Genomic DNA, 23,732 nt, shown 5'->3' on the forward strand with positions numbered 1-23,732 from the left:
GCAGTCCGGTGCGGGTACTCAGCCCCGGGCGGTCAGCACCAGTGGGCCGTCCTGCGTGACCGCAACGGTGTGCTCGCTGTGCGCGCCCCGCGAACCATCGGCACTGCGCAACGTCCAGCCGTCCTCATCGGTATAGATCTCGTCGGTCGACTCCATCAGCCATGGTTCGATCGCGATCACCAGCCCCGGCTGCAGCTTGAGCCCGCGACCGGGCCGACCGTCGTTGGGCACGTGCGGTTCGCCGTGCATCGTGCGGCCGACACCGTGTCCACCGAACTGAGTGTTCACCCGGTAGCCGGCTGCCTTGCAGACCTCCGCGATGGACGCAGAGATGTCGCCGAGCTTGTTACCCACAGTCGCCGCTGCAATGCCGGCTTCGAGCGCCTTCTCGGTGGTCTCGATCAGACGAAGGTCCTGTGCTCGGGGCGTGCCGACGACCAGCGACAGCGCCGAGTCCGACACCCACCCGTCGACCGACACCGCGAAGTCGACGCTGAGCAGGTCACCGTCGGCCAGGACGTAGTCGTGCGGCAGACCGTGCAGCACCGCGTCGTTGACGCTGGTGCACAGCACCTTGCCGAACGGGCTCGCCCCGAAGCTCGGGTGGTAGTCGATATAGCACGACTCTCCCCCGGCGTCCCGAATCATCTTGTGCGCCAACGCATCCAGTTCAAGCAGGTTGACGCCGACGTCCGCCTTCTCCCGCAGCGCGGTGAGCACCTCAGCGACGAGCCGACCGGCCGGACGCATCTGTTCGAGCTCCTTGGCGGAGCGGAGTTCTATCACTTTTCGAGCCAGTCGGCGTAGGCGTCGAAGGTGTAGTCGCGTCCGAGGAAGTCGCGCACCAGTTCAGCAGCGTCCTTGCGTCCGCCCATGCCGAGCACCGTCTCCCGGTAGCGGGTCGCGACGTCCTGGTCGAACAGGTCGCCGGCATCGAAGGCGCTGAACATGTCCTTGGCGATGACCAGCGACCACATGTAGGTGTAGTAACCCGAGCCATATCCGTCGAGGTGGCCGAACGAGCAGTGGAAGTGGTTGTCCGGCAACGGCGGGAAGACGGAGTACTTGCGCTGCGTCTGCTGCAGATAGGACGTCATGTCCTCGGGCCGGTCGACGTGCAGCCCAAGGGACACCGCCGCGTAGAACATCTGCGTCCGCGCCATGAAGCCCTTGCCGAACTCGTCGGCTTCCTTCATGCGTGCGACCAGGTCGGCCGGGATCGGCTCGCCCTCGTCGTTGGTGGCGAACGTCGCGAGAACGCTTGCGTCCCAAGCCCATTCCTCGAGCATCTGGCTCGGTGCTTCGACGAAGTCCCACTCGGTGGCGACGCCGGAGAAGCGGTTCCACTGCTGCGCCTGACCGCCCAACACATGGTGAACGAGGTGACCGAACTCGTGGAAGAGCGTGACGACCTCGTCGTGCTCCATGAGCCCGCGGCTGAAGTTGCAGACCAGCACTCCCTCGGGCAGTTGCACACCGTCGACACCACTCACCAGCGTGAACTGTGCAGCGTGCTTGAACTTGCCCTCGCGCGGGTGCAGGTCGAGGTAGATGCGGCCGATGCGTTCGCCGTCCTTGAGGACGTCGTAGCCGGTGACGTCCGCGTGCCACACGGTGGCCTCCGGGACGGCTTTCCATTCCAGACCGAACAACCGACCGGTCACGTCGAGCAGACCCTGCCGGACGCGATCGAACCGGAAGTAGGTGCGGGTCAGCTGCGCGTCGACGTCGTGCTGCTCCTTGCGCACCATTTCCGAGTAGTACGCCGTGTCGACGGCAGTGACGTCCTCGACGTCCGGGTGGTCCTGGTGCAGTCGATCGAGCAGGGTCTGCTTGTCGGCGAGCGCTCGGTCGTTCGCGGCGTCGGTGATCTTGTCGATGAAGGTACGGATCTCCTTGCCCTCACCGATCATCTTCACCTCGGCATCGAAGTCGGCCCAGTTGGCGTACCCGAGAAGTTCGGCGTGCTCCTGGCGAAGGGCGAAAAGCCGTTGCAGCACAGCGTCATTGGCCGGCCACGCGATGTTGCTGCGCTCGTGCGTCATTGCCTGACGAACGGTGCGGTCGGCGCAGAAGGTCATCAGCGGGACGGAGTCGGGGTAGTCGGTGGTGACCGTGACCGTGCCGTCCGGACCTGCCGGGTGGGCATCGAGCCAGTCCTGCGGCATACCGGCGAGCTGCTCCGGTGCGACGGTGATGGAGCGGACGCCGTCGCGGATGTTCTTGCCGAACTCCTGCCCGGCCTTCAGTTCCTCCTGCGCAAGCTGACGCAGGCGCTCACGGTCGGCCTCGGACTTGTCGACGCCTGCGCGGCGGAAGTCGCGCCGGGTGAGTTCGAGCAGGCGCTGGGCGTCGGGGTCGCCGCCCGGATCAGCCGCGTCGAGCACCGCGAACAGTTCGCTGTCGAGACCGAGCTCCGTGGAGTATGCGTCGACGCGTTGCATCGCCTCGTCGGCGGCGTCACGTACGCCCGCATCCGGGTGCACCTCGGAGAACAAGGACGATGCGGCCGCAGCGTTACCGAGCTCGATCTGCACCGCGTTCCAGGTCGCGAGCACGTCCTTGACCGAGCCGTCCTTCAGTCGCTCGACGAGGGTCTTGGCGTCATCCAGAGCACCGTCGCAGCGGTCGGTCAGCCAGTCGAGAGCGTCGTCGGTGGGCAGGGCAAGCGGAGTCGAAGTCACGTCCGCCAGCCTAACCGCGCCGGCGCGGTGGCAAGCGACTGCCGGACCTCAGGGCGCGGAGTGAGGGTCGAGATCATCTTCATGACCTCGGCATCGCCAGGCACCTGCTTGCCGCCTTGGTCCCGCACCAACATCCATACGGTCGATTTGGTCCCGACCGGCACCGCAACGGCGAACACATCCGAGCGCACCGCGTTGCAGTTCTTGCCACCAGGGGCGCCGTTCATAGCCGTCGTTCGAGCAAGAGTCGCCATGAAGCGGTTCACCCGCACCGACGTCACCTTCGGCGCGGCCGGCACCGGTCCCGCTGAGCCGTCGGCCTTCGTCCCGATCGTCTTGGCCATGCGCCCTCCTGAAGCTCGCCGACGAATCCTGAAGCCATGGACGGCAGATCAGGTCGGCACAGATCAGCGTGACCGCCGCGGTCTCGGCTGGCAGACAGGGCAGGAGAACGACCCGCGGTTCATGAACTGCTCGCGCACCATGAGCGCACCGCAGCGGCGGCACTCCTTGCCCGCGCGGCCGTAGGCGTTGAGAGAACGGTCGAAGTAGCCGCTGGCGCCGTTCACGTTCACGTAGAGCGCGTCGAAACTGGTGCCGCCCTGGCCGAGCGCTTCGGACATCACGGTCGCCGCGTGCGCGAGCACCTCGCCGGCCGCCTTCGCACTCACCTTGTCGGTCAGCCGCTCACCGTGCAGCCTCGCGCGCCACAGCGCCTCATCGGCGTAGATGTTGCCGATGCCGGACACCAGAGTCTGATCGAGCAGGGCTCGTTTGATCTGGGTGTGCTTGCGCCGCATCCGAGTGACGGTCTGCCGTAGGTCGAACGCGGACTCCAGTGGGTCGGGCGCGATATGCCGAATGACGCTGGGGATCAACGCATTCGAGTGATCGTCCGGCAGCATCTCGACGAGTTGGAGCCCACCGAAGGTGCGCTGGTCGACGAACCGTAACTGCTTGCCGTCGTCGAGTCCGAAGAGCGCGTGACAGTGCTTCTCCCGCGGCGCATCGGGATCCTCTACGAGCAACTGGCCGCTCATGCCGAGGTGGACGACGAGCGCCTGCCCGTCGTCCAGATCCATCCACAGGTACTTGCCGCGTCGGCGGGCGGAGCCCACCCGCACGCCGGTGAGCGCAGCAGCGAGCGCAGCCGGTCCGGCCTCGTGGCGGCGCGCCACCCGCGAGCCGAGCACCTCGGCCGTTTCGATGCGTCGCCCGACCACGTGATCGGCGACCCCGCGGCGGACGACCTCCACCTCAGGCAGTTCAGGCAAGCTCGACGCCCCGCTCGAGCTCGGTGGCGGGTTTCGTGGAGGTGCGGGCCTTGAGCGTCTTCCACGCTGCCTCGGCAGCGACCTGCTCCGCGGACTTCTTGTTGCGACCCACTCCGGTGCCGAGCACCTCACCGGCCACCAGGACGGATGCGGTGAACACCTTGTCGTGGTCGGGGCCCTGATCGGTGACCTGGTAGGACGGAGAGCCCAGTTCGTGGCCGGCGGCGAGTTCCTGCAGGGAGGTCTTCCAGTCCAGACCGGCGCCGAGATCCGCAGCCTGCTCGATCAGGTCGTCGACCATGTGGTGCACCAGGCGGTGTGCCGGCTCGATGCCTCCGCACAGGTAGACAGCACCGATGACTGCCTCGACGGTGTCGGCCAGGATCGAGTCCTTGTCGCGTCCGCCGCTGGTGTCCTCGCCGCGTCCGAGCAGGATGTACTCGCCCAACTCCAGAGCGCGGCCGACGCCGGCGAGCGCACGCGCGTTGACGACCGAGGCGCGGAACTTCGCCAGTTGCCCCTCGGGCAAGTCAGGGTGGGTCACATACAGCGCTTCGGTGACCACCAACCCCAGCACGGCGTCGCCGAGGAACTCCTGGCGCTCGTTGTGCGGCAAGTTCCCGTTCTCGTACGCGTACGACCGATGCGTCAGGGCACGCAGAAGCAGCGGCTCGTCGATGTCCGTTCCGCTGATCTGCGCGAGCAGGGCGGAGAGGTCACCGACGGGCCGCTGCGAAGCCTTCGCAGAGGCAGCCCGTTTCGACGAAGCCACGTCGACCGGGTGTCTCAGGCCTGGTGAGCGGTCTGCTCCGCGGCGCTGTAGTGACGACCCTTGTAGGTGCCGCACGCCGGGCAAGCCATGTGCGGCTGGGCCAGGGCGCTGCAGTTCGGGCACGTCGTGGTCACGACCGGCGTCGTCTTCCAGTTCGCACGGCGCGAACGGGTGTTGGAGCGCGACATCTTCCGCTTCGGGACAGCCACGTCAGTTCCTCTTCTCGTCGTTCTCGGCGTCGGCCATAGCGGCCAGCGCCGACCATCGGGGATCGATCACTTCATGATGATGGTCCGGGTCGTCCGCCAGGCGCGCTCCGCACTCGGAGCACAGACCCGGACAGTCTTCCTGGCACACCGGCTGGAAGGGCAGCAAAGGCACCACCACATCCCGCAACATCGGCTCCAGATCGGCGAGATCGCCGTCCAGAACGTGCATGTCCTCGTCGTCGCCGGCCACCTCGTTGTGGTGGGCCGCGCGGTCGGCGTAAGCGAACAGCTCCTGGAATTCGACATCCACAGGTTCGTGGACCGGTTCCAAGCACCGCACGCAAGCACCGGTCGCCGTGGCACGGGCCGAACCGGAGATCAGCACCCCTTCCATCACCGACTCAATGCGCAGGTCGAGCTCGATCGGCTCGCCCTGCGCGATCTCGATCACCTCGTTGCCGAAGAGATCGGGCGCCGGCACATCACGTTCGATCTGAGCCATGTGCCCCGGACGCCGCCCCAGTTCCTTGGTGTCAAGGACGAGCGGGTTACGCGGGTCGAGGTGCATGTCGGCTCGGCGATCTTCGTGGTGAGTCATGGGTGGTGGTACTGCTCGGTTCGGACCACGTCAAGGACGACGCAGACCGACACACAAGGTTACCGGTGCGATCACCGATTCCCCAAACTCGCGGTCGGCACTCAGCCACCGGCGCGCTCAGTCACCGCGCAATCGCTGCATGAGTGGCACGAGTACCGGGGGCGGCACCATCGCCGACACGTCCGCGCCGTGCTGCGCACACACCCGCACCAGCGAGGAGGAGTAGTGCGAGACGCTCGGATCAGCCGCGACGAACAGCGTCTCGACGCCGGTCATCTCGGTGTTCATCTGAGCCATCGGCATCTCGTACGCGAAGTCGGTGCCGTTGCGCAGGCCCTTGATCATCACGCCCGCGTCGAGTTCGCGGCACACATCGACGACCAACCGGTTGCCGAACGCCTGCGCGCGCACGTTGGGCAGGTGTGCGACGGACTCCTCGATCAGCCGGACGCGTTCCTCGGGCGTGAAGGTGCCGTTCTTGTCGGGGTTGTAGACGACCGCGACGACGACCTCGTCGAACAGCTCGGCGGCGCGGATGATCACGTCGAGGTGGCCGACGGTGATCGGGTCGAACGAACCGGGGCTCACAGCCCGACGCACGTCGGCGCTCACATCATTCACGCGGCATCTCCTTCAGGCACGAACTCAGCGAACCACACGGTCGTCTCGCCGTAACGGCGCGGCCCGATCAACTCCACATCGGCCGGCCACACCGGCTCGGGTGAGCGCGACGAGCGCTCCACCACCAGCACCGCGTCCTGATTGAGCCAACCCGTTGCCAGACGCTGCAGGACGGTGGCGAGATTGGCGTCGTCGATGTCGTACGGGGGGTCGATGAGGACCAGATCGAAGGGCTCCCCCGTCGCGCCGGCCACCACCTTCTCCACCGACTCGGTACGCACCTGCACGTCCGGTAGCCCGAGTTCACGCACATTGCGCTGCACCACCGCCGCCGCGCGGCGGTCCTTCTCGACCAGCACCACCGCGCAGGCGCCCCGACTGGCGGCTTCGAGGCCGAGCGCTCCGGATCCTGCGTAGAGGTCGAGCACACGTGCGTCCTGCAACGCATCAAGGTGTTCGAGTCGGGCGAACAACGCCTCCCGGACCCGCTCACTGGTCGGACGCGTGGAGTCACCGGGGGGCGTTGCCAAACGGCGTCCGCCCGCGACACCGGCGATGATGCGGGTCATGTCAGCCCCTCTCCAGGAAGGCGACCTGCTCGGCGTCCAGGCGTTCCCACAGGAGTTCGGCCAGGCCCGGGTGGTCGGCGAGCGTCGGGTCGTCGGCGATGAGCTGCGTTGCGTCGGCACGGGCGAGTTCGATGAGTTCGACGTCCTTGGGGTGGGTGATCCGTAGGTGCTTCAGGCCGCTCTTGCCACCGGACTGCCGCCCGCCGAGGACGTCGCCCTCACGCCGCAGGCTCAGGTCGAGGTCTGCGAGCTCGAATCCGTTGTTGGTCGCAGCGACGGCCTCGAGCCGCTCGAGTGTCACCGGGTTCTCCGAGCCGGTGACCAACAGGCACAGCCCACCGGCACTGCCTCGACCGACGCGTCCGCGCAACTGGTGCAACTGACTGATGCCGAAGCGTTCGGCGTCCATGATCACCATCATCGTGGAGTTGGGCACGTCGACGCCGACCTCGATGACGGTGGTCGACACCAACACGTGGATGCGGCCCGCCGAGAACTCTCTCATCGCGAGCTCCTTCTCCTGCGCGCTCATCCGGCCGTGCAGCAACTCGATCCGTAGGCCCGCCAAGGCAGGTTCGGCCCGCAGCGTGTCGAGGGTCTCCAGCACTGATGCAGTCTGTTGTTTCGTCGGGTCAGGCAGGTCGGACTCATCGGCCCAGGGGTTCGCGATGCCGTAGTCGTCCAGGAACGCGTCCGGGTCCTCCGCGCCGATCCGCGGGCACACGACGTACGCCTGGTGGCCGCGCCCGACCTCCTCGGCCACGCGCTGCCAACTGCGCTGGAGCCAACCGGGTCTGGCGGCCGGGACGACGTGGGACACGATCGGCGCGCGCCCGGACGGGAGTTGGCGCAACTCGGACGTCTCCATGTCGCCGAACACCGTGATCGCGACCGTCCGCGGGATGGGGGTGGCGGTCATCACCAGGACGTGCGGTGGACGAGCTGCCTTGCCGCGCAGGGTATCTCGTTGCTCCACCCCGAATCTGTGCTGCTCGTCGACGACCACCAGCCCCAGATCGAAGAAGTTGACGTTGTCCTGGATCAGCGCGTGCGTGCCGATCACGATGCCGACCTCGCCGGAGACGATGTCGAGCAGAACACGCTCCCTGGCCGACTTGCTCATCGAGCCGGTGAGCAGCGCCACCCGGGTACCGCCGTCGGCGCCGCCGAGCATGCCCCCCTCGGCGAGGTCGCCGAGCATCTTGCGGACGGAACGTTCGTGTTGTTGCGCGAGTACCTCGGTGGGAGCGAGCAACGCGGCCTGCGCGCCGGCGTCGACGATGGCCAACATCGCTCGGAGCGCGACGATCGTCTTGCCGGAGCCGACCTCGCCCTGGAGCAGACGGTGCATCGGCCGCTCGGCCGCGAGATCGGCGGCGATCTGAGCACCCACTTCCTGCTGTCCGGCGGTGAGTTCGAACGGCAGTCGCTCGTCGAAACGGGCAAGGAGGCCGTCCGCCTGGGGCACGCGCGGTGTCGCGGTCTGGGCGTCGTACTGCGCCCGCCGTGCGGCCAGCGCCGTCTGCACGACCAATGCCTCGTCGTAACGCAGCCTGCGGCGGCCACGGCCGACGTCGGCCTGCGAGGTGGGCAGGTGCAGCAACCGATATGCCTCGTGCATCGACGGAAGTCGATGTCTGGCAAGGAGATCGGCAGGCAGCGGGTCCTCACCCTCCCAGGAGCCCAGCACCTGCTGCATCGCAATCGTGAGCGACAGATCGGTCGTCTTGGGCACTGCGAGATAGGTGGGGACGATGCCCGAGGCGTACACGCTCGCTGAGTCGTCGGTGGTGAAGGTGTACTCCGGATGGGACAACTGGAACGACCCGCGGTACGCCTCCAGCTTGCCGCGGAACAAGGCGGTGGCCCCCGGAACGAGCTTCTGTTCGTGGCCGTAGGCACGGAAGAAGACAAGCCGCGCCGTCGTGCCGTCGGCGTCCTCGATGACCGCCTCCAGCATCCGGCCCTTGCGGTTACGCATCGAGCGGGCGTTCGCGCTGACCACGGTCGCGACGAGCACCGCCATCTCGCCGACCTGGAACTCCGCCAGGCGTCCGGCTGTGTTCGCATCGATATATCGACGCGGCAGGAAATCGAGGAAGTCCCCCACGGTGTGGACGTCGCGCGCCTCGGCCAGACGCCCGGCGACACGTTTGTCGATCACCTTCGCCAGGTCGGTACCCCGTGTGACCTGCACGCTCACTCCACCCCGACGGCCAGAACATACGGGCCGCCGCCCTGCACGATCGTCACCTCGATGTGCGGGTGGGTGCGGCGCAGGCCGGCGCGCAGCGTGTCGGCAAGCGCGTCCGGCACCTTCTCCCCCACCACCAGCGTGACGATCTCGCAGTCGTGTTCGGTGACCAACGTCTGCACCACGCTCGCCGCCACGGGCAGAGCCTCGTGGCCGTACTCGATCACCTCGCCGTCGATGCGTCCCACGACCGCGCCCTTCGGGCAGGTGCCGGACGGGGTCTCGAACTCCTCCGACGCGATCGTCAGGATGCCGGTCGACAGGCTCACGAGCGCATCGTCGACTGCTGCGATCACCTCCGCACCAGCCTGCTCGGGATGTGCGACGGTGAGGGTCGCCAGAAACTCGGTCGGTCCGGTCGAGCCGGGACGCATGACGCGGATGTCCTTGTCGCGCAGCGCTTTTTCGAGAGCGTCGGCGGTGCGACCGCTACGTCGTCCGTCAGCCACGAGCAACACCTCGGACAGTCCGGTCTCGCGGACAGCTCGGACGGCGGAAGCCCGGGCGATGCGCCCGGCGTCACCGGTTACGACCATGCGCTCGTCCTGGCGGGCCAATTCGGCCAGACCGGGTGAATCCGCGACGGCGACGACGAGCGTCTTCGTCTCGGTGGAAACAGGTACCGGGTGTCGCGCAGTGATCTCGTCCTGGAAGCGGGTCACCTCGAACCGGTGCGGACGCCCGGCGTCAGCACCCGCGTTGAGGGCTGCAGCGACATCGTCGACATGCACGTGGACCGACCACACGTCGGGTCCCCCCGCCACGACGAGGGAGTCGCCGAGCCGGTCGAGGACACCTCGCAAGCGCGAAACGCGGGACTCGTCGGTCTCGGCGAGCATGAACATCACTTCGTAGCCGGGCCCCTCGATGCTCTCGCAATCGGAGTCGCGAATCGCCCCTTCGCCGGCGAGCCAGGACGGCGGTTCGCCGAGGCCCTTGATCGGACCTGCGTCGGCCTCGACGACCCGACGCAACGAGTCGAGGAGTACGACGAATCCTGCGCCCCCGGCATCGACGACGCCGGCCTCCTTGAGCGTGGGGAGTTCGTGCGTGGTGTTGACCAGCGCGATCTCCGCGGCGCGAACAGCGCCGGTCACGACGTCCTCGAGCGAGCCGGAGGCCTGCATCGCGGCACCGTCGGCGGCGGCGCTCGCCACCGTGAGGATCGTCCCCTCGACCGGGATGCTGACGCTGCGCCAGGCGTAGTCCGCTGCCCGTCGCAGCGCATCGGCGAGTTGCCTTCCGGTCACGCGCTGGTCAGGAGATTCGGTCAGCACCTCGGCCACACCGCGAGCGACCTGACTGATGATCACGCCGGAATTGCCGCGTGCGGCCATCAAGGTGGCCTGCGCGAGATCGCGCGCCGCCTGCACCAGGTCAGCAGGCTGGGTGAAGGCGAGCGACCCCATCGCACCGTCGACTGTCATCAGCAGGTTGGTGCCGGTGTCGCCGTCGGGTACCGGGAAGACGTTGAGCCGGTTGATCCGCTCGGCGTAGGTGGCGAGATCGGCGCGCGCGGTGACGACCCAGCGACGCAGTGCGTCGAGGTCGAGCGTTTCCAGCGCCATCTGTCTGTCATCCTTCGTGCGTCGGCCGACCGAGCGTGCAACGCAAGGAAGGTTATCCGTCGCCGGCGACAGCACGTGACGCAAGCCACCCGACTCGCCCGAATCCGCCCCGGCCGACGGCCGGTTTGGTCATGTCCGGTCGCGCCGCTATCCTTGTGAAGTTCCCACGCGAGTTCCGGTCATTGCCGTGCGCCCGCATCCCGGGAACAAGAAGATTCTTATCGACCAACTTCAGGAGATCACCGTGGCTGCCACTTGCGACGTCTGCGGCAAGGGACCCGGCTTCGGTCACAACGTCTCGCACTCGCAGCGCAAGACCAAGCGCCGCTGGAACCCGAACATCCAGCGCGTTCGCGCGCTCGTGGGCGACGCCGGCGTGACCCCGAAGCGTCTCAATGTCTGCACTTCCTGCCTGAAGGCCGGCAAGGTCACCCGCTGACCTCCGCCTTCTCGCACTGAATCAGCCGACCCCTCGGGGTCGGCTTTTTCGTGCCCGGCAACTCAACCACGTGTCGTGACGGCTAACCGGCGAAGTGGTCCCAACCGCCGCCCTGCTGGGCGCGCCCGTCGAGCGTGACGTCGCCACCTTCGACCACCTCGCCGATCGGGTACCAGTCGTCCGGCACCTTTCCCCGCGGGAAGGTCGCCAGGAGGGTGTGCTCCTCTCCCCCGGTCAGCACGCACGACAACGCGTCCTCGCCGAGCGCGATCAGGTGATTGACCAACGGACGCAGCAGTGCGCTGTCGAGATCGAGCCGGACGCCGGACGCCGTGGCGATTCGTCGGCCGTCACGGACCAAGCCGTCGCTGACATCCATCATCGAGGTCGCCCCGGCTCGCGCAGCCTGGGGACCTGCGGCCAGGCGAGCGACCGGGCGACGGTGGAAGTCGACGAGTTCGGGGGCATGGTCCACATCGCCACGCTGCAACAGTCGCAGTCCGGCGTCGGACCGGCCGAGCAAGTCGCTCACCGCGACCACATCACCCACCCGTGCCCCGTCGCGGCGGACAGCCGGCACGTCCCGCAACTCCCCCAGCGCCGTGATGCTGACCATGCGGACACCGTCGGGAGCCGAGCTCAGATCGCCGCCCAGAACAGCGACATTCTCGGCGCGGCAGGCGTCCGCGATTCCTTCGTTGAGCGCGCGGCACCACTCGATCGTCGTGTCACGTCCCGCGATGAGGGAGACCACGACACCAGTGGAGGTACCGCCCATCGCGGCGATGTCGGCGAGATTCTGGACGACGACCTTGTGACCCACCTCGTGCCCGCTGCTCCAGGCGTCCAGCCAGTCACGTCCGAGCACCATGGAATCGGTGGTGACGAGTACCGACCCGGTCGGTACCCGAAGCAACGCTGCGTCATCCCCGACGCCGATCATCACCTCGTCCCGGGTGGGCAGGGTCGCAAAGATGGTGGCGAGCAGTTCCTCCTCATTCGTCTCAGCGAGCGTGCGTCCACCTGCCGGGATCATTTCGGCCCTCTCCGTCGTCGGCTCAGGTCGCACGGTAGCGTCATGGCGACAGACCCAGGCTGCCCGGCAGGGCATCGATCGAGCGGGAGAACCATGGTCCAGGCGTACATCTTGATCCAGTGCGAGGTCGGCAAGGCGCACGCGGTCGCCACCGCGGTCGCGCAGATCAATGGCGTCACGATGGCCGAGGACGTCACCGGTCCCTATGACGTCATCGCCCGGCTCGAGGCCGAGAACGTCGACGAACTCGGCAAGCTCGTCATCGCCCGCATCCAGGAAGTAGCCGGCATCACCCGCACCCTCACGTGCACCGTCGTCAAGGTCTGAGGCTCCTCGCCGCGTCGAGCGCGGCGACGTTCCTGCTCACCGCCTGCGGTTCGTCCGAAGTGTCGGTCACCAAAGCCGAGAAGGCTGCGAATCCGTTGTGCGCCAAGGTGGCCCAGCACTGGCCCCAGAAGGTGGCCGGTCAGGAACAACGCGACGTCTCGACCTCCGGCGGTACCGAGGCCGCTTGGGGTGACCCCGCGATCATCGCCCGCTGTGGCGTCACCTCGCCGGGGGCCGACGAGCACTGTGTCGACGCGAACGGCGTCGACTGGGTGTACAGCGAACTGTCGGACGGTGCGGGCTTCGTCACGTTCGGACGTGAACCGGCGATCCAGGTGCTGGTGCCGTCCGACTACGCCGGGGACGCGATCGGCGCCTTCGCTGCGGCGGCGAAGCAGATCCCGCAGGGCAACAGGAAGTGCAGCTGACCGCTCAGCCGGCCAGTTGCCGGTAACGCAGCATCCACGCTCGAGCGACATCGGCCGCATCGGGAAGTTCAGCCGCTCTACGAATTCCACTGGCGCGCAGCGAATCTGCGAGAGCATCATCGGCGAGCACCCGCTCGAGAGCCTCCGCGAGCGCAGCCGCGTCACCCACAGGCACCAGGACGCCGGCGGAACCGACCAGGTCGGGAAGGCCACCGGTGTCGGTCACGACGCACGGCAACCCGCCGGCAAGTGCCTCCTGGACGACCAGCGAGCGAGCCTCCCACCGGCTCGGCAACGCGAGCACCGACGAGGCGGCGATGAAGCGCGGCACCTCGCGGCTTGCGCCGATGAGGTGTACCGGCAGACGCTCCGCCGAAATCCGTTGCGAGAGATACTCGGTCAGCTGCGTGTCACCATCACCGACGATGACGAACGAGACGTTGTCATCCTTCATCCGGGCGGCGGCGTCGAGCAGTACCGGCAGGTCCTTCTGCGGTGCGATACGGCTGACGGTGAGCACCCACGCCCGATCGTCCGGAAGGCCGTACATCTGCGCGAGGTCCGCCTTGACCATCGCCGGGTCGCCCTGCCACGGGGTCAGATCCGGCGCCGCGACCTCGCTGAGCCGAGCGTCTGCACCGAGTGAGCGCGCACGCTCCACCAGGTCACTGCTCGCCCCGGTGACCAACTGCGCACCGGCGATCTGTAGACGCTCGACCGCGGCACCGACCGTGGCCCGAGGACCGGACCCGAGGAGTGCGTTGTGCCAGGTGATCACCAACGGTGGCCGACGTCGAAGCCCCTGCAGGGCCAATGCGGCCTGCAGTCCGGCCTGGTGACCGTGGGCGTGCACGATGTCGGTGCCCGCACACAACCGACGCAGAGCAGGCAACCCGGCCGGCAGTGAACGTCCGCTCCGCAGGACCGGCCGCAGGACAACGGAATCCGGCAACGAACCGTCGAGCCTGCCGGCACTGCCAAAAGTGGTCGCGATCGTCACCGGCGAACCCGCGGCGGAGAGTTCGCAAGCGAGGCTCGCCACGTGGCCGGCGATGCCGCCGCTCGCCTCCGCCATCACCAGCAGGACGCGCGGACCGGTCATCGGCGGATCAGCGCAGTCCGACGCGACGGTGCAGCGCGAGTTCGATCAGCTCGGTGATCAGGCTCTGGTAGTCGACACCCTCGGCGTCCCACACCCGCGGGTACATCGACGACGGCGTGAAGCCGGGCATCGTGTTGATCTCGTTGAGGGTCAACGTGCCGTCGGGCGAGTAGAACCAGTCGACGCGGGCGAGCCCCTCGCAACCGGCGGCGTCGAAGGCGCGGATCGACTGCTCGCGGATTTCCTGCGCGACGGCGTCAGGCAGGTCTGCCGGGCAGGTGAGACGAGCGGAGTCGTCGAGGTACTTGGACTCGAAGTCGTAGAAAGCGTGCGTGCCCTCCGTCACGGTGATCTCGCCGATCCGTGAGGCACGGGGCAGGTCGCTTCCGCGACCTTCGAGGATGCCGCACTCGACCTCGCGGCCGTCGATCGCGGCCTCGACGAGCACCTTCGGGTCGAACCGGCGGGCCTCCTCGATGGCGGCTTCGAGCTGTTCCTGGGAGTCGACGCGGCTGACGCCGACACTGCTACCCGCGCGGGCCGGCTTGACGAACACCGGCCGGCCGAGCGCAGCGACCGGCTCCATGCACGCCGCCTTGTCGCGTTGCCACTCCTTGTCGGTGATCAGCACGTACGGGCCGACCGGCAGCCCGGCGGCACGGAAGACGACCTTCATCAGGTGCTTGTCCATCATCACTGCGGACGCCGACACCCCTGATCCGACATAACGCATGTCGGACAGTTCCATGAGGCCCTGGATGGTTCCGTCCTCACCGAACGGGCCGTGCAGCAGCGGGAAGACGACGTCGACGTCCCCCAGTTCGCGCGGCACGTCACCGGGTTCGCGCACAGTCAGCCCGCGACTCGCCGGATCGGTGCTGATCAACACCTCACTCGTGCCTTGCACGGACGGCGTGTGAGTTGCGGTGAGCTGCAACGGTTCAGGGTCGTCCGCCATCAGCACCCAACGGCCTTCGGCGGTGATGCCGATGGGCAGCACGTCGAACTTTGCGCGGTCGATGGACCGCAGCACGCTGGCAGCTGTCGCGCACGACACGACGTGCTCGGCGGAACGGCCACCGAACACGAGGGCGACGACCGGCTTGCGATCGGTGGGCGCGTCGGTCGGCTGGGCTTCGGGCGCAGGCTGGGTACTCATCGCGCAGCAGCCTAGCCCGCGGACCGCCGCTCGCACGGAAGGCGCCGTCTGGGACGCTTTCGCCCATGAGCCAGCCGCACTCCCCCGCCACTCTGGTCGTCGGTCTCGGTCGCCCCGAGCGCACGCCGGGCGCTTCGGTCGGTCCGCCCGTCGAGTTCACCTCCACCTTCGTGCGGGGAGGCGACAACGCGTACGCCCGGTTCGGCAACCCGACGTGGAGCGCCTTCGAGGAGGCCATCGGCACACTCGAGGGTGGTTCGGCCCTCGCGTTCGCCAGTGGGATGGCGGCCGTGCGTGCCGCCGTCGATCTGGTTGCTCAGGGTGGAAGCGTCCTGGTGCCGCAACACTGCTACAACGGCACGACCTCGCTGCTCCAGCAGCTGGAGGACGCCGGACGGCTCAGCGTGCGACGAGCCGACATCGCCGACACCTCGGCATACATCGACGCGATGGACCACGTCTCGATGGTGTGGTTGGAGTCGCCGACCAACCCGATGCTGGAGGTTGCCGATCTGCCCACCTTGATCAAGGCAGCCCGCGAGTCGGGTGTGATCACGGTGTGCGACAACACGTTCGCCACCCCCCTGCTGCAGAAGCCGCTCGAGCTGGGCGCGGACCTCGTCGTCCACTCCGCCACGAAGTATCTGTCCGGCCACTCCGATCTGCTGCTCGGCGTGACGGTCACCACGAATCCCGAACTGCAGCAACGACTCCTGACTTCCCGGACGCTCGGGGGCGCCATCGCCGGCCCGATGGAGGCCTGGCTCGCGTTACGCGGCTTGCGCACCCTGCACGTGCGCTTCGAGCGCGCGTGCGACAACGCGGCGCGACTCGCGACCCGCCTCGCCGAGCACCCCGTCGTCGAACGGGTTCGCTACCCCGGCTTCGGGGCGATGATCGCCATCGAGGTACGCGGTGGTGCGGCGGCAGCGGAGAAGGTCGAGCAACAGGTCGAGGTCTGGCTGCCGGCGACCAGCCTCGGCGGCGTCGAGTCGATGGTCGAACGGCGCCGCCGGCACGCGTCCGAGCCGATCACTGTCCCTCCGCAGTTGCTCCGCCTTTCGGTCGGCATCGAGGACGTCGAGGACCTCTGGGAGGACCTGGATCAGGCACTCAGCTCGTCTCGAGCTTCCTAGCGCGCGACATCAGCGCCGCCACGACCTCGCGGGTGCTGCGTCCCTCGTAGACGACGGCTTCGACGTTCTCCACGATCGGCACCTCGACGTCGAGCGATCGGGCGAGGTCGAGGATCGACTTACACGACTTCACGCCCTCCGCGACCTGTTTGGTGGCGGCGATCGTCTCCTGCAGCGTCTTGCCCTGCCCGAGTGCGTAACCGAAGGTTCGGTTGCGGGACAACGGCGAGGCACAGGTCGCCATCAGGTCACCCACTCCGGCGAGACCCAGGAAGGTCTGGGGATCGGCGCCCAACGCCGTGCCCAGACGGGCCGTCTCGGCGAGACCGCGCGTGATGAGGCTGGCAAGAGTGTTGTCCCCCATGCCCATTCCGGACGCCATGCCGCACGCCAACGCGATGACGTTCTTCGTCGCTCCGGCGATCTCGGTGCCGATCACGTCGCCGCCGAGGTAGGGCCGGAAGTACGGCGTGGCGCAGGCTTCGGCGACGCGAGCACGCATCCGCGGACTGGTGGACGCGACCACGGACGCTGCGGGCTGCCGCTGCGCGACCTCCTTGGCGAGGTTGGGCCCGGACACGACGACGACGCGTGCCGGGTCGATGCCGGCCGCGTCGGTGATCACCTCACTCATCCGCTTGCCGGTGTCGAGCTCGATGCCCTTCATCAAGGACACGACGGCCGCGTCCTCACCGATGTGGTCGCCCCACCGGCCGAGGTTCTCGCGCAGACTTTGTGACGGCACCGCGAGCACGACGATTTGCGCACCGTCCGTCGCCTCGGCGACATCGCTGGTAGCCCGGATGTTCTGGGGCAGAACGAGATCCGGCAGGTAGTCGACGTTCATGCGGTCGGCGTTGATGGCCTCGGCGAGCTCGGGTCGACGAGCCCACAGCATCACGTCCTGCCCGGCTTCCGCCATCACGAGAGAGAAAGCGGTCCCCCAGCTTCCACTGCCCAGAACTGCGACGCGGGTCATGAGTGTTCTCCGTTCATGTCGTTCGACCGATCAGGTGCAACCTCACCACGTGCACGCTCGAGTTGCACGGTGATCGCGTCCATCAGGCGGGCAGTCGCTTCGCGAAGCACCCCGCCGGTCATCGGAACGCCGCGCAGATCGTCGAGGTCGACGGCCGCCCCTGCATAGACCTTGATCGTCTTGCGAGGCAGCAGTTTCGGCGTGACGCCGCGGTAGGGGAACAGGACGTCCTGGGTGCCCCACATCCCGATCGGGATCAGCGGGCAGCCGGTTGACAAGGCGATTCGCGCCGCCCCGGTCTTACCGGGCATCGGCCACAGATCCTTGTGCCGGGTCAGGGTGCCCTCCGGCATTACGCAGATGCAGTCGCCGCGCTCGATCGCGTCCAGTGCCGCCTCGTAGGCGTGCACCGCCTGCGCGGACCCGCGCACGACCGGAATCTGTCCGGTGCCCGTCATCACCCGCTTGACCCCGGGCATACCGAACAGCGCCGACTTCGCGAGGTAACGGGGCGCCCGACCCTGGCTGATCAGGAACTGCGCCAGGGTGAAGCCGTCCAGGTAGGAGATGTGGTTCGCAGCGGCGACGAAACCACCGCTCTTCGGAATGTGCTCGCCGCCCTGCCAGTCGTGACGCCAGGTGCGCAGGAGCACCGGCCATAGCCCCTTGACGATGTTCTCGTACATCGGCGGGATGTCCTCACTGATCGTGGGATGCGCCACCGGACCTCCTCGTCTGCGTGCCTGCTTGCGTGTGCGACCACATCTTCGTGCGCGTGGACGTCGATGTCGACCGGTTGGGGGCATGCATCAGGGGTCGACGTAACCAACGGCACCATCTGGGACGATGGGAGGCGTGAGCCCCACTTTGACATCCACCTGGTTTCTGGTCCTGCCGGTGAAGAACACCGAACGGGGCAAGAGTCGGCTCACCCCGCCGGGCGGCGTGGCCCGCCGCGACCTCGCACTGGCGATGGCACTGGACACCATCGACGTGGTGCTGCAGGTCGTTCCGGCCGCTCAGATCGTGCTGGTGACCGACGACCCGATCGTGCGCACAAACGCCGAATCGATGGCGATCAACGTCGTCGACGACCCGGGACGAGGACTCAACCCGGCCATCGAACTCGGCCTCGCCAAGGTGGGCGAGATGGCCCCGGGTGCACCGGGAGCAGTCCTGCTCGCCGACCTTCCCGCGCTGACCCCAGACGCGCTCTACGAAGCGCTACGTGCCTGTGCCGCAACAGAATCCAGCATCGTCCCCGACGAATCCGGCGACGGGACAGTGCTGCTCACGCACCACGACGCCTCACGTCTCGTCCCCCGCTTCGGCACCGGTTCGGCAGCCCGGCACAGCCGCACCGCCAGCGTCCTGCGTCCCGACCTACCGCAGCTACGCACCGACGTCGACGACACCGAGGCACTCGGACGCGCCCGTCGTCTCGGCCTGGGGCCGCGGACCCGGGGGTTGCTCGACACCGCCCCCGAGGCAGGCTGAGGAGAACCATGCAGGCCACCGTGCACCGCTTCGACCCCGACACCGCTTCGGGCAGCGTTCTGACCGACAACGGTCGCGAGATCGACTTCGGCGCAGCCGCATTCGCCAACACCGCACTGTTGCATCTGCGTCCGGGGCAACGGGTCAACATCGAGGTCGGCGCCTCCGGTATCAGCAGGATGTGGATCGAGGGCATCGGACCCGGTCAACGCATCCGCTGATCGACCGCAGACGACGGACCGGCCCCGCTCGCTTCGAGCGGGGCCGGTCTGTCGTTCGATGCGACTACTTCTTGGCGGTCTTGCGCGTGGTCGCCTTGGTCGCGGTCCTCTTCGCCGGAGCCTTCTTGGCGGCAGCCTTGGTCGCCGTGGTCTTCGCGGCGGTCGTCTTATTGGCGGCGACCTTCGTGGTGGTCTTCTTCGCCGGAGCCTTCTTGGCCGCCGCCTTGGTGGTGGCCGTGGTGCCGGCGGTGCCTGCCGACGCGCGGCCGGCCGCGTTACCGGTCTTCGGCAGCGAGCTCGGCTTGGCGACGACGGCCTTGAAGCCGGTGCCCGGCTTGAACTTCGGGACGGCGGTCTTCTTGATCGGCACGGTGTCGCCGGTGCGCGGGTTACGGCCGGTGCGCGCTGCCCGGGTGACCTTCTCGAAGGTGCCGAAGCCGGTGATCGTGACCTTGTTGCCACGTGCCACCTCACGGATGATCGCGTCGAGGACGGCGTCGACAGCGTCGGTGGCCGCCTTCTTTCCGCCGAGTCGGGTCTCGATGGCGGTGATGAGATCTGCCTTGTTCACTACTGACACCCCTTCGGGTTTCGGGCGCTCCGGCGAACCGGTGGGCGTTCCTGTCCGATGCGCCGTCCGTTCTCGCACGGCTCACTACAGACGTTAGGACCCGCGAGACTCGCAGGCAACCATTCGGAGCACGCAATACGTTGCGCCACAAGGACATTCGGACGTCGACCCCGCTGCACGAGCAGCACGGTCCGAATACCTGGACGATCCCGCGAACTGGCGAATTCTTCTGCACGACAACGAAACACGCCCCGATCCAGACGGATCGAGGCGTGAATCGTCGTTGCTGTCAGGGCACTTCGACAGTGGGCTTCCAACCCGGACGGGATGATTCGAATTCCTCGATGACGTGCGCGTGTCGCAGCGTGAGGCTGATGTCGTCGAGTCCCTCGAGCAAACGCCAACGGGTGTAGTCGTCCACCTCGAACGCGAACGTGTACTCGCCGGCGGTCACTGTGCGCTCGACGAGATCCACCGTGACCTGCGTGCCCGGCTCGTTCTCCAGCAGCTTCCACAGCAGTTCGATGTCGTCCTGCGTCAGCTGTGCGGTGAGCAGTCCGGCCTTGCCGGAGTTGCCGCGGAAGATGTCGGCGAACCGTGAGCTGAGCACGACCTTGAAGCCGTAGTCCATCAACGCCCAGACCGCATGTTCACGCGACGATCCGGTGCCGAAGTCGGATCCGGCCACCAGCACCGATCCTTGCGCGAAGGACGGATTGTTCAGCACGAAGCTCTCATCGTTCCGCCACGCGGCGAACAAGCCGTCCTCGAAACCAGTACGCGTCACGCGCTTGAGGTAGACAGCCGGAATGATCTGGTCGGTGTCGACATTGCTGCGGCGCAACGGAACTCCGACCCCGGTGTGAGTCGTGAACTTCTCCATCGTCACTCCTTCAGTTCAGGTCGGCCGGGCTCGACAGGGTGCCGCGGACAGCGGTCGCGGCGGCGACCAACGGACTCACCAGGTGCGTCCGACCGCCCTTGCCCTGGCGCCCTTCGAAGTTGCGGTTCGAGGTGGAAGCGCTGCGCTCCCCAGGGCTGAGCTGGTCGGGGTTCATGCCCAGACACATCGAGCAACCCGCGAGGCGCCACTCGGCACCGGCGTCCTGGAAGACCGCGTCCAGTCCCTCGGACTCTGCCTGCAGGCGGACCCTGGCCGAGCCGGGCACCACGAGCATCCGGACACCGTCGGCGACCTTGCGACCCTTGATGACGTCGGCGGCCGCACGCAGATCCTCGATGCGCCCGTTCGTGCAGGAACCGAGGAATACCGTGTCCACCGCGATCTGCTTCAATGGCATGCCCGGGGTCAGCCCCATGTACTCGATCGCCTTCTCCGCCGCGAAGCGCTGGTTGTCGTCGCCGATGCGATCCGGTTCCGGAACGCTCGCCGACAACGGCAACCCCTGACCCGGGTTCGTGCCCCAGGTGACGAACGGGGCCAGGTCGGCGGCGTCCAGATCCACGACCGCGTCGAACTCGGCGTCGTCGTCGGTGCGCAGTTCACGCCAGGCCTCGACCGCGGCGTCCCAGTCGTCACCCGACGGTGCCTTGTCCCGACCCTTGAGGTAGTCGAACGTGATCTCGTCCGGCGCGATCATGCCGGCGCGTGCACCGGCCTCGATCGACATGTTGCACATGGTCATTCGCGCTTCCATCGACAACGAGCGGATTGCCGAGCCGCGGTACTCCAGCACATATCCCTGCCCGCCGCCGGTGCCGATCTTTGCGATGACGGCGAGGATGACGTCCTTGGCGGTGACGCCTTCGGCGAGTTCACCCTCGACGTTGATGGCCATCGTCTTGAACGGTTTCAGCGGGAGGGTCTGCGTGGCCAGCACGTGCTCGACCTCACTGGTGCCGATGCCGAACGCGAGAGCGCCGAACGCGCCGTGTGTCGAGGTGTGGCTGTCACCGCAGACGATCGTCATACCCGGCTGAGTCAGGCCCAGTTGCGGGCCGATGATGTGGACGATGCCCTGCTCGGCCGAACCCATCGGGTAGAGCTTGACGCCGAACTCCTCGCAGTTCGTGCGCAGGGTCTCGACCTGGGTGCGGCTGACGAGGTCGGTGATCGGGCCGGGGGTCGTCGGGACGTTGTGGTCCTCGGTCGCCAGCGAGAGGTCAGGCCGGCGCACCGGACGGCCGGCGAGGCGAAGTCCGTCGAAGGCCTGCGGGCTGGTGACCTCGTGCAGGAGGTGCAGGTCGATGAAGAGCAGATCCGGCTCTCCTTCCGCACGTCGTACGACGTGCTGCTCCCACACCTTCTCAGCGAGTGTGCGCCCCATGACCCACCCTTCCTACCGACTTCGCGTCAGACTCGTACCAGTTGTGATCAGCAGAATCGCCGACCGATTTTGCAAATGGACTTGCGTCTCGCTCAATGAGACGGCAATATCATTACATGGACAACTCTAGCGGTGTCGGTGTCCTTGACAAGGCCGCCGTCGTTCTTGCGGCTCTCGAGGCAGGCCCCTCGACCCTCGCGCAACTTGTTGCGCACACCGGACTCGCCCGCCCGACGGCGCATCGACTCGCCGTCGCGCTCGAGCATCACCGTCTCGTCGCCCGCGACCTGCAGGGACGCTTCATCCTCGGACCGCGCCTGGGTGAACTTGCCTCTGCCGCAGGTGAGGACCGCCTGCTCGCCGCAGCCGGACCCGTGCTCGGCGCCCTGCGCGACCACACCCACGAGAGCGCGCAGCTGTTTCGCCGCCAGGGCGACCAGCGCATCTGCGTCGCGGCCGCCGACCGCCCGATGGGTCTGCGCGACTCGATCCCGGTCGGAGCCACCTTGTCGATGTCCGCCGGATCGGCCGCCCAGGTACTGCTCGCCTGGGAGGAGCCGGACAGGTTGCACCGAGGCCTGCAGGGCGCGAAGTTCTCGGCGACGATGCTCTCCGGGGTCCGCCGGCGCGGCTGGGCCCAGAGCGTCGGCGAACGCGAGCCGGGGGTCGCGTCCGTGTCGGCCCCGGTGCGCAGCCCGTCCGGACGCGTCATCGCGGCCGTGTCCATCTCGGGCCCGATCGAGCGCGTGTCCCGCCAGCCAGGACGCCTGCACGCGGCGACCGTCGTGGCCGGCGCGAACAAGCTGACCGAGATCCTCGCCCGGGCACACGCCGCACAGCAGCGTCCGCGTCCGTCGTCCGACGTGGGCTGATTCGCATCGCCCGGCGATCAGTCCTCGCCGGGTGCGCGCTGCGGGTTCTTCGGCGCAAGACACGCCAGGTACGCAGCGATCGCAGCGTCGTCCAGGTGATGCGTCTCGCGCAGACCACGGGCGATGGTGTCGAGGTAACCCTGGCTCGGCGGGTTCAGCGGCGGCCGGTGGTCGACCGGGCAGGTGAAGGTGACGACCGGGAGATCGTCGAGTTCGTCGACGACCAGGAGCCGCTCGTAGCGATCCATACCGAGTTCGTGCACCCGGTGCTGCCACAGCGGTTCGAGATCGAGATCGTCGCCGACGGTCCGGTGCATCTCCTGTGCCACGAGGTCGGAGAACTGGGCGTGCGTGATCAGATAGGCGGTGGCCAGAGCACGTCCGACGACCTCCGGGTCGTAGAACGCCACTCCCCCGCCCCAGGTCGGCGACTCCCAGGCGAAGAACACCGATCCCGGTAGCTCGATCGGACGGACATCGTGCGGCGGCGCGGAATCGCGGGAGCCTTCGTGTACGCGCTGCGCACCACGTGGCCGCCCGCCTTCGAGATAGTGCGAGAAACGCTCGGCGGACAGGTTGGAACCGTACGCCGCGTACCAGACGAGTTCATCGTTCACGACCGACGAGGTTACCGAGACATGTCCGCTGAAATGGCGAAACCCCCTGCGATGCAGGGGGTTTCGGCTACTTGTAGCCCCGACGGGATTCGAACCCGCGCTACCGCCTTGAGAGGGCGGCGTGCTAGGCCGCTACACAACGGGGCCGCACTTCGCGCCACTTGGCACGTGGAGGAACTGTACCGGAACGGCGCCGTTTCTCCGAATCGAGAACTGCTTCTCGAAAGCTGGGGTACCAGGACTCGAACCTAGACTAACTGAACCAGAATCAGTCGTGCTGCCAATTACACCATACCCCAAGGGGGTATCGACCTACTCGCGCGTCCGGGTATTCAGCACGAACCTTCGAGTGGGGCGAACCGAGGAGCAACAGTACCGGAGCAGCGCGCCTTGCCCAAATCCGGGACGTCCCGCGTGCCTTCGGATCGCCACACCACTTCCCGCCGGCCGCACCGCGACCATCAGCTCGTGCGAAGCGCGCCCGACGGTGTCGCACGACCACATAACCACC

The 23,732-nt window shown here is 67.5% G+C and carries 27 protein-coding genes and 2 tRNA genes; 7 read left to right on the plus strand and 22 right to left on the minus strand.

Annotated features, from left to right (window positions below):
* Positions 1-18: 18 nt before the first annotated feature.
* From map to ACYU8W_RS00790, 11 genes are all read right to left on the minus strand, one after another.
* Positions 19-786, minus strand: coding sequence for a type I methionyl aminopeptidase (gene map, locus ACYU8W_RS00740; RefSeq protein ID WP_499465819.1), 768 nt, complete (start codon positions 784-786; stop codon positions 19-21).
* Positions 783-2,684 (minus strand): M3 family metallopeptidase, encoded by a 1,902-nt coding sequence (locus tag ACYU8W_RS00745; protein ID WP_499465821.1) that lies wholly within the window; start codon positions 2,682-2,684, stop codon positions 783-785. Before ACYU8W_RS00745 ends, map begins: the two co-directional genes overlap by 4 nt.
* A complete protein-coding gene (locus tag ACYU8W_RS00750) occupies positions 2,681-3,028 on the minus strand; it encodes a DUF8017 domain-containing protein (RefSeq protein ID WP_499465823.1) in 348 nt (115 codons plus the stop codon). The genes ACYU8W_RS00745 and ACYU8W_RS00750 overlap by 4 nt, the downstream gene beginning before the upstream one ends.
* 63 nt (positions 3,029-3,091) lie before the next feature.
* Positions 3,092-3,958: a bifunctional DNA-formamidopyrimidine glycosylase/DNA-(apurinic or apyrimidinic site) lyase gene (gene mutM, locus ACYU8W_RS00755; protein WP_499465825.1), complete on the minus strand. Its 867-nt coding sequence runs from the start codon at positions 3,956-3,958 to the stop codon at positions 3,092-3,094.
* Entirely contained in the window at positions 3,951-4,730 is a 780-nt protein-coding gene (gene rnc / locus ACYU8W_RS00760) for a ribonuclease III (RefSeq protein ID WP_499465827.1), read from the minus strand. The genes mutM and rnc overlap by 8 nt, the downstream gene beginning before the upstream one ends.
* Before the next feature lie 14 nt (positions 4,731-4,744).
* Positions 4,745-4,939, minus strand: a complete 195-nt coding sequence (gene rpmF, locus ACYU8W_RS00765; protein WP_129627494.1) for a 50S ribosomal protein L32 — start codon at positions 4,937-4,939, stop codon at positions 4,745-4,747.
* A 1-nt stretch (position 4,940) separates the two neighbouring features.
* Entirely contained in the window at positions 4,941-5,537 is a 597-nt protein-coding gene (locus ACYU8W_RS00770) for a YceD family protein (RefSeq protein ID WP_499465829.1), read from the minus strand.
* Between the two features lie 117 nt (positions 5,538-5,654).
* The gene (gene coaD / locus ACYU8W_RS00775; protein WP_499465831.1) at positions 5,655-6,158 is read right to left on the minus strand and encodes a pantetheine-phosphate adenylyltransferase; all 504 of its coding nucleotides are present in this window, start codon (positions 6,156-6,158) and stop codon (positions 5,655-5,657) included.
* Positions 6,155-6,727: a 16S rRNA (guanine(966)-N(2))-methyltransferase RsmD gene (gene rsmD, locus ACYU8W_RS00780; RefSeq protein ID WP_141928963.1), complete on the minus strand. Its 573-nt coding sequence runs from the start codon at positions 6,725-6,727 to the stop codon at positions 6,155-6,157. Before rsmD ends, coaD begins: the two co-directional genes overlap by 4 nt.
* A gap of 1 nt (position 6,728) precedes the next feature.
* Positions 6,729-8,924 (minus strand): ATP-dependent DNA helicase RecG, encoded by a 2,196-nt coding sequence (locus ACYU8W_RS00785; RefSeq protein ID WP_499465833.1) that lies wholly within the window; start codon positions 8,922-8,924, stop codon positions 6,729-6,731.
* Between the two features lie 2 nt (positions 8,925-8,926).
* Positions 8,927-10,549, minus strand: coding sequence for a DAK2 domain-containing protein (locus tag ACYU8W_RS00790; protein ID WP_499465835.1), 1,623 nt, complete (start codon positions 10,547-10,549; stop codon positions 8,927-8,929).
* A 244-nt stretch (positions 10,550-10,793) separates the two neighbouring features.
* Here ACYU8W_RS00790 and rpmB point away from each other — a divergent pair, with 244 nt between their 5' ends.
* A complete protein-coding gene (gene rpmB / locus ACYU8W_RS00795) occupies positions 10,794-10,988 on the plus strand; it encodes a 50S ribosomal protein L28 (RefSeq protein WP_129625701.1) in 195 nt (64 codons plus the stop codon).
* Between the two features lie 82 nt (positions 10,989-11,070).
* On the opposite strand, the gene thiL is transcribed toward rpmB, so the two are convergent.
* Positions 11,071-12,024 (minus strand): thiamine-phosphate kinase, encoded by a 954-nt coding sequence (thiL, locus tag ACYU8W_RS00800; protein WP_499465837.1) that lies wholly within the window; start codon positions 12,022-12,024, stop codon positions 11,071-11,073.
* 93 nt (positions 12,025-12,117) lie between these two features.
* Here thiL and ACYU8W_RS00805 point away from each other — a divergent pair, with 93 nt between their 5' ends.
* Positions 12,118-12,351 (plus strand): Lrp/AsnC family transcriptional regulator, encoded by a 234-nt coding sequence (locus tag ACYU8W_RS00805; protein WP_499465839.1) that lies wholly within the window; start codon positions 12,118-12,120, stop codon positions 12,349-12,351.
* Positions 12,330-12,779, plus strand: a complete 450-nt coding sequence (locus ACYU8W_RS00810) for a DUF3515 family protein (RefSeq protein WP_239701421.1) — start codon at positions 12,330-12,332, stop codon at positions 12,777-12,779. The genes ACYU8W_RS00805 and ACYU8W_RS00810 overlap by 22 nt, the downstream gene beginning before the upstream one ends.
* A gap of 4 nt (positions 12,780-12,783) precedes the next feature.
* Here the strand turns inward: ACYU8W_RS00810 and ACYU8W_RS00815 are convergent, their stop codons facing one another.
* Positions 12,784-13,881, minus strand: coding sequence for a glycosyltransferase family 4 protein (locus ACYU8W_RS00815; RefSeq protein WP_499465841.1), 1,098 nt, complete (start codon positions 13,879-13,881; stop codon positions 12,784-12,786).
* A gap of 7 nt (positions 13,882-13,888) precedes the next feature.
* Positions 13,889-15,040 carry a D-alanine--D-alanine ligase family protein gene (locus ACYU8W_RS00820; RefSeq protein ID WP_129625705.1) on the minus strand — a complete coding sequence of 384 codons (1,152 nt, stop codon included), beginning with the start codon at positions 15,038-15,040 and terminating at the stop codon, positions 13,889-13,891.
* 65 nt (positions 15,041-15,105) lie between these two features.
* Between ACYU8W_RS00820 and ACYU8W_RS00825 the strand changes: the two genes are divergently transcribed.
* On the plus strand, positions 15,106-16,176 hold the full coding sequence (locus ACYU8W_RS00825) for a trans-sulfuration enzyme family protein (RefSeq protein WP_499465843.1): 1,071 nt from the start codon (positions 15,106-15,108) through the stop codon (positions 16,174-16,176).
* Here ACYU8W_RS00825 and ACYU8W_RS00830 read toward each other — a convergent pair.
* The gene (locus tag ACYU8W_RS00830) at positions 16,154-17,155 is read right to left on the minus strand and encodes an NAD(P)H-dependent glycerol-3-phosphate dehydrogenase (protein WP_499465844.1); all 1,002 of its coding nucleotides are present in this window, start codon (positions 17,153-17,155) and stop codon (positions 16,154-16,156) included. The two genes, ACYU8W_RS00825 and ACYU8W_RS00830, sit on opposite strands and share 23 nt — an antisense overlap.
* A complete protein-coding gene (locus ACYU8W_RS00835) occupies positions 17,152-17,877 on the minus strand; it encodes a lysophospholipid acyltransferase family protein (protein WP_499465846.1) in 726 nt (241 codons plus the stop codon). Before ACYU8W_RS00835 ends, ACYU8W_RS00830 begins: the two co-directional genes overlap by 4 nt.
* Positions 17,878-18,010: 133 nt before the next feature.
* Between ACYU8W_RS00835 and cofC the strand changes: the two genes are divergently transcribed.
* Entirely contained in the window at positions 18,011-18,652 is a 642-nt protein-coding gene (gene cofC / locus ACYU8W_RS00840; protein WP_168990231.1) for a 2-phospho-L-lactate guanylyltransferase, read from the plus strand.
* Between the two features lie 8 nt (positions 18,653-18,660).
* A complete protein-coding gene (locus ACYU8W_RS00845) occupies positions 18,661-18,873 on the plus strand; it encodes a hypothetical protein (protein ID WP_499465848.1) in 213 nt (70 codons plus the stop codon).
* 64 nt (positions 18,874-18,937) lie between these two features.
* Here ACYU8W_RS00845 and ACYU8W_RS00850 read toward each other — a convergent pair whose 3' ends face one another.
* The 3 genes from ACYU8W_RS00850 to leuC form a co-directional block, all read right to left on the minus strand.
* Positions 18,938-19,444 (minus strand): HU family DNA-binding protein, encoded by a 507-nt coding sequence (locus ACYU8W_RS00850; RefSeq protein WP_499465850.1) that lies wholly within the window; start codon positions 19,442-19,444, stop codon positions 18,938-18,940.
* Between the two features lie 289 nt (positions 19,445-19,733).
* The gene (leuD, locus tag ACYU8W_RS00855) at positions 19,734-20,327 is read right to left on the minus strand and encodes a 3-isopropylmalate dehydratase small subunit (protein WP_499465852.1); all 594 of its coding nucleotides are present in this window, start codon (positions 20,325-20,327) and stop codon (positions 19,734-19,736) included.
* Positions 20,328-20,337: 10 nt separating this feature from the next.
* Positions 20,338-21,732 (minus strand): 3-isopropylmalate dehydratase large subunit, encoded by a 1,395-nt coding sequence (gene leuC / locus ACYU8W_RS00860; protein ID WP_499465854.1) that lies wholly within the window; start codon positions 21,730-21,732, stop codon positions 20,338-20,340.
* Between the two features lie 116 nt (positions 21,733-21,848).
* Here leuC and ACYU8W_RS00865 point away from each other — a divergent pair, with 116 nt between their 5' ends.
* Positions 21,849-22,604, plus strand: coding sequence for an IclR family transcriptional regulator (locus ACYU8W_RS00865; protein ID WP_499465855.1), 756 nt, complete (start codon positions 21,849-21,851; stop codon positions 22,602-22,604).
* A gap of 17 nt (positions 22,605-22,621) precedes the next feature.
* Here ACYU8W_RS00865 and ACYU8W_RS00870 read toward each other — a convergent pair whose 3' ends face one another.
* From ACYU8W_RS00870 to ACYU8W_RS00880, 3 genes are all read right to left on the minus strand, one after another.
* Positions 22,622-23,221: a histone deacetylase gene (locus ACYU8W_RS00870; RefSeq protein ID WP_499465857.1), complete on the minus strand. Its 600-nt coding sequence runs from the start codon at positions 23,219-23,221 to the stop codon at positions 22,622-22,624.
* A gap of 74 nt (positions 23,222-23,295) precedes the next feature.
* Positions 23,296-23,368 (minus strand) — tRNA-Glu (locus ACYU8W_RS00875).
* An 80-nt stretch (positions 23,369-23,448) separates the two neighbouring features.
* Positions 23,449-23,520: transfer RNA gene (locus tag ACYU8W_RS00880), tRNA-Gln, on the minus strand.
* Between the last annotated feature and the right edge of the window lie 212 nt (positions 23,521-23,732).

The sequence above is a fragment of the Yimella radicis genome (assembly GCF_054778255.1).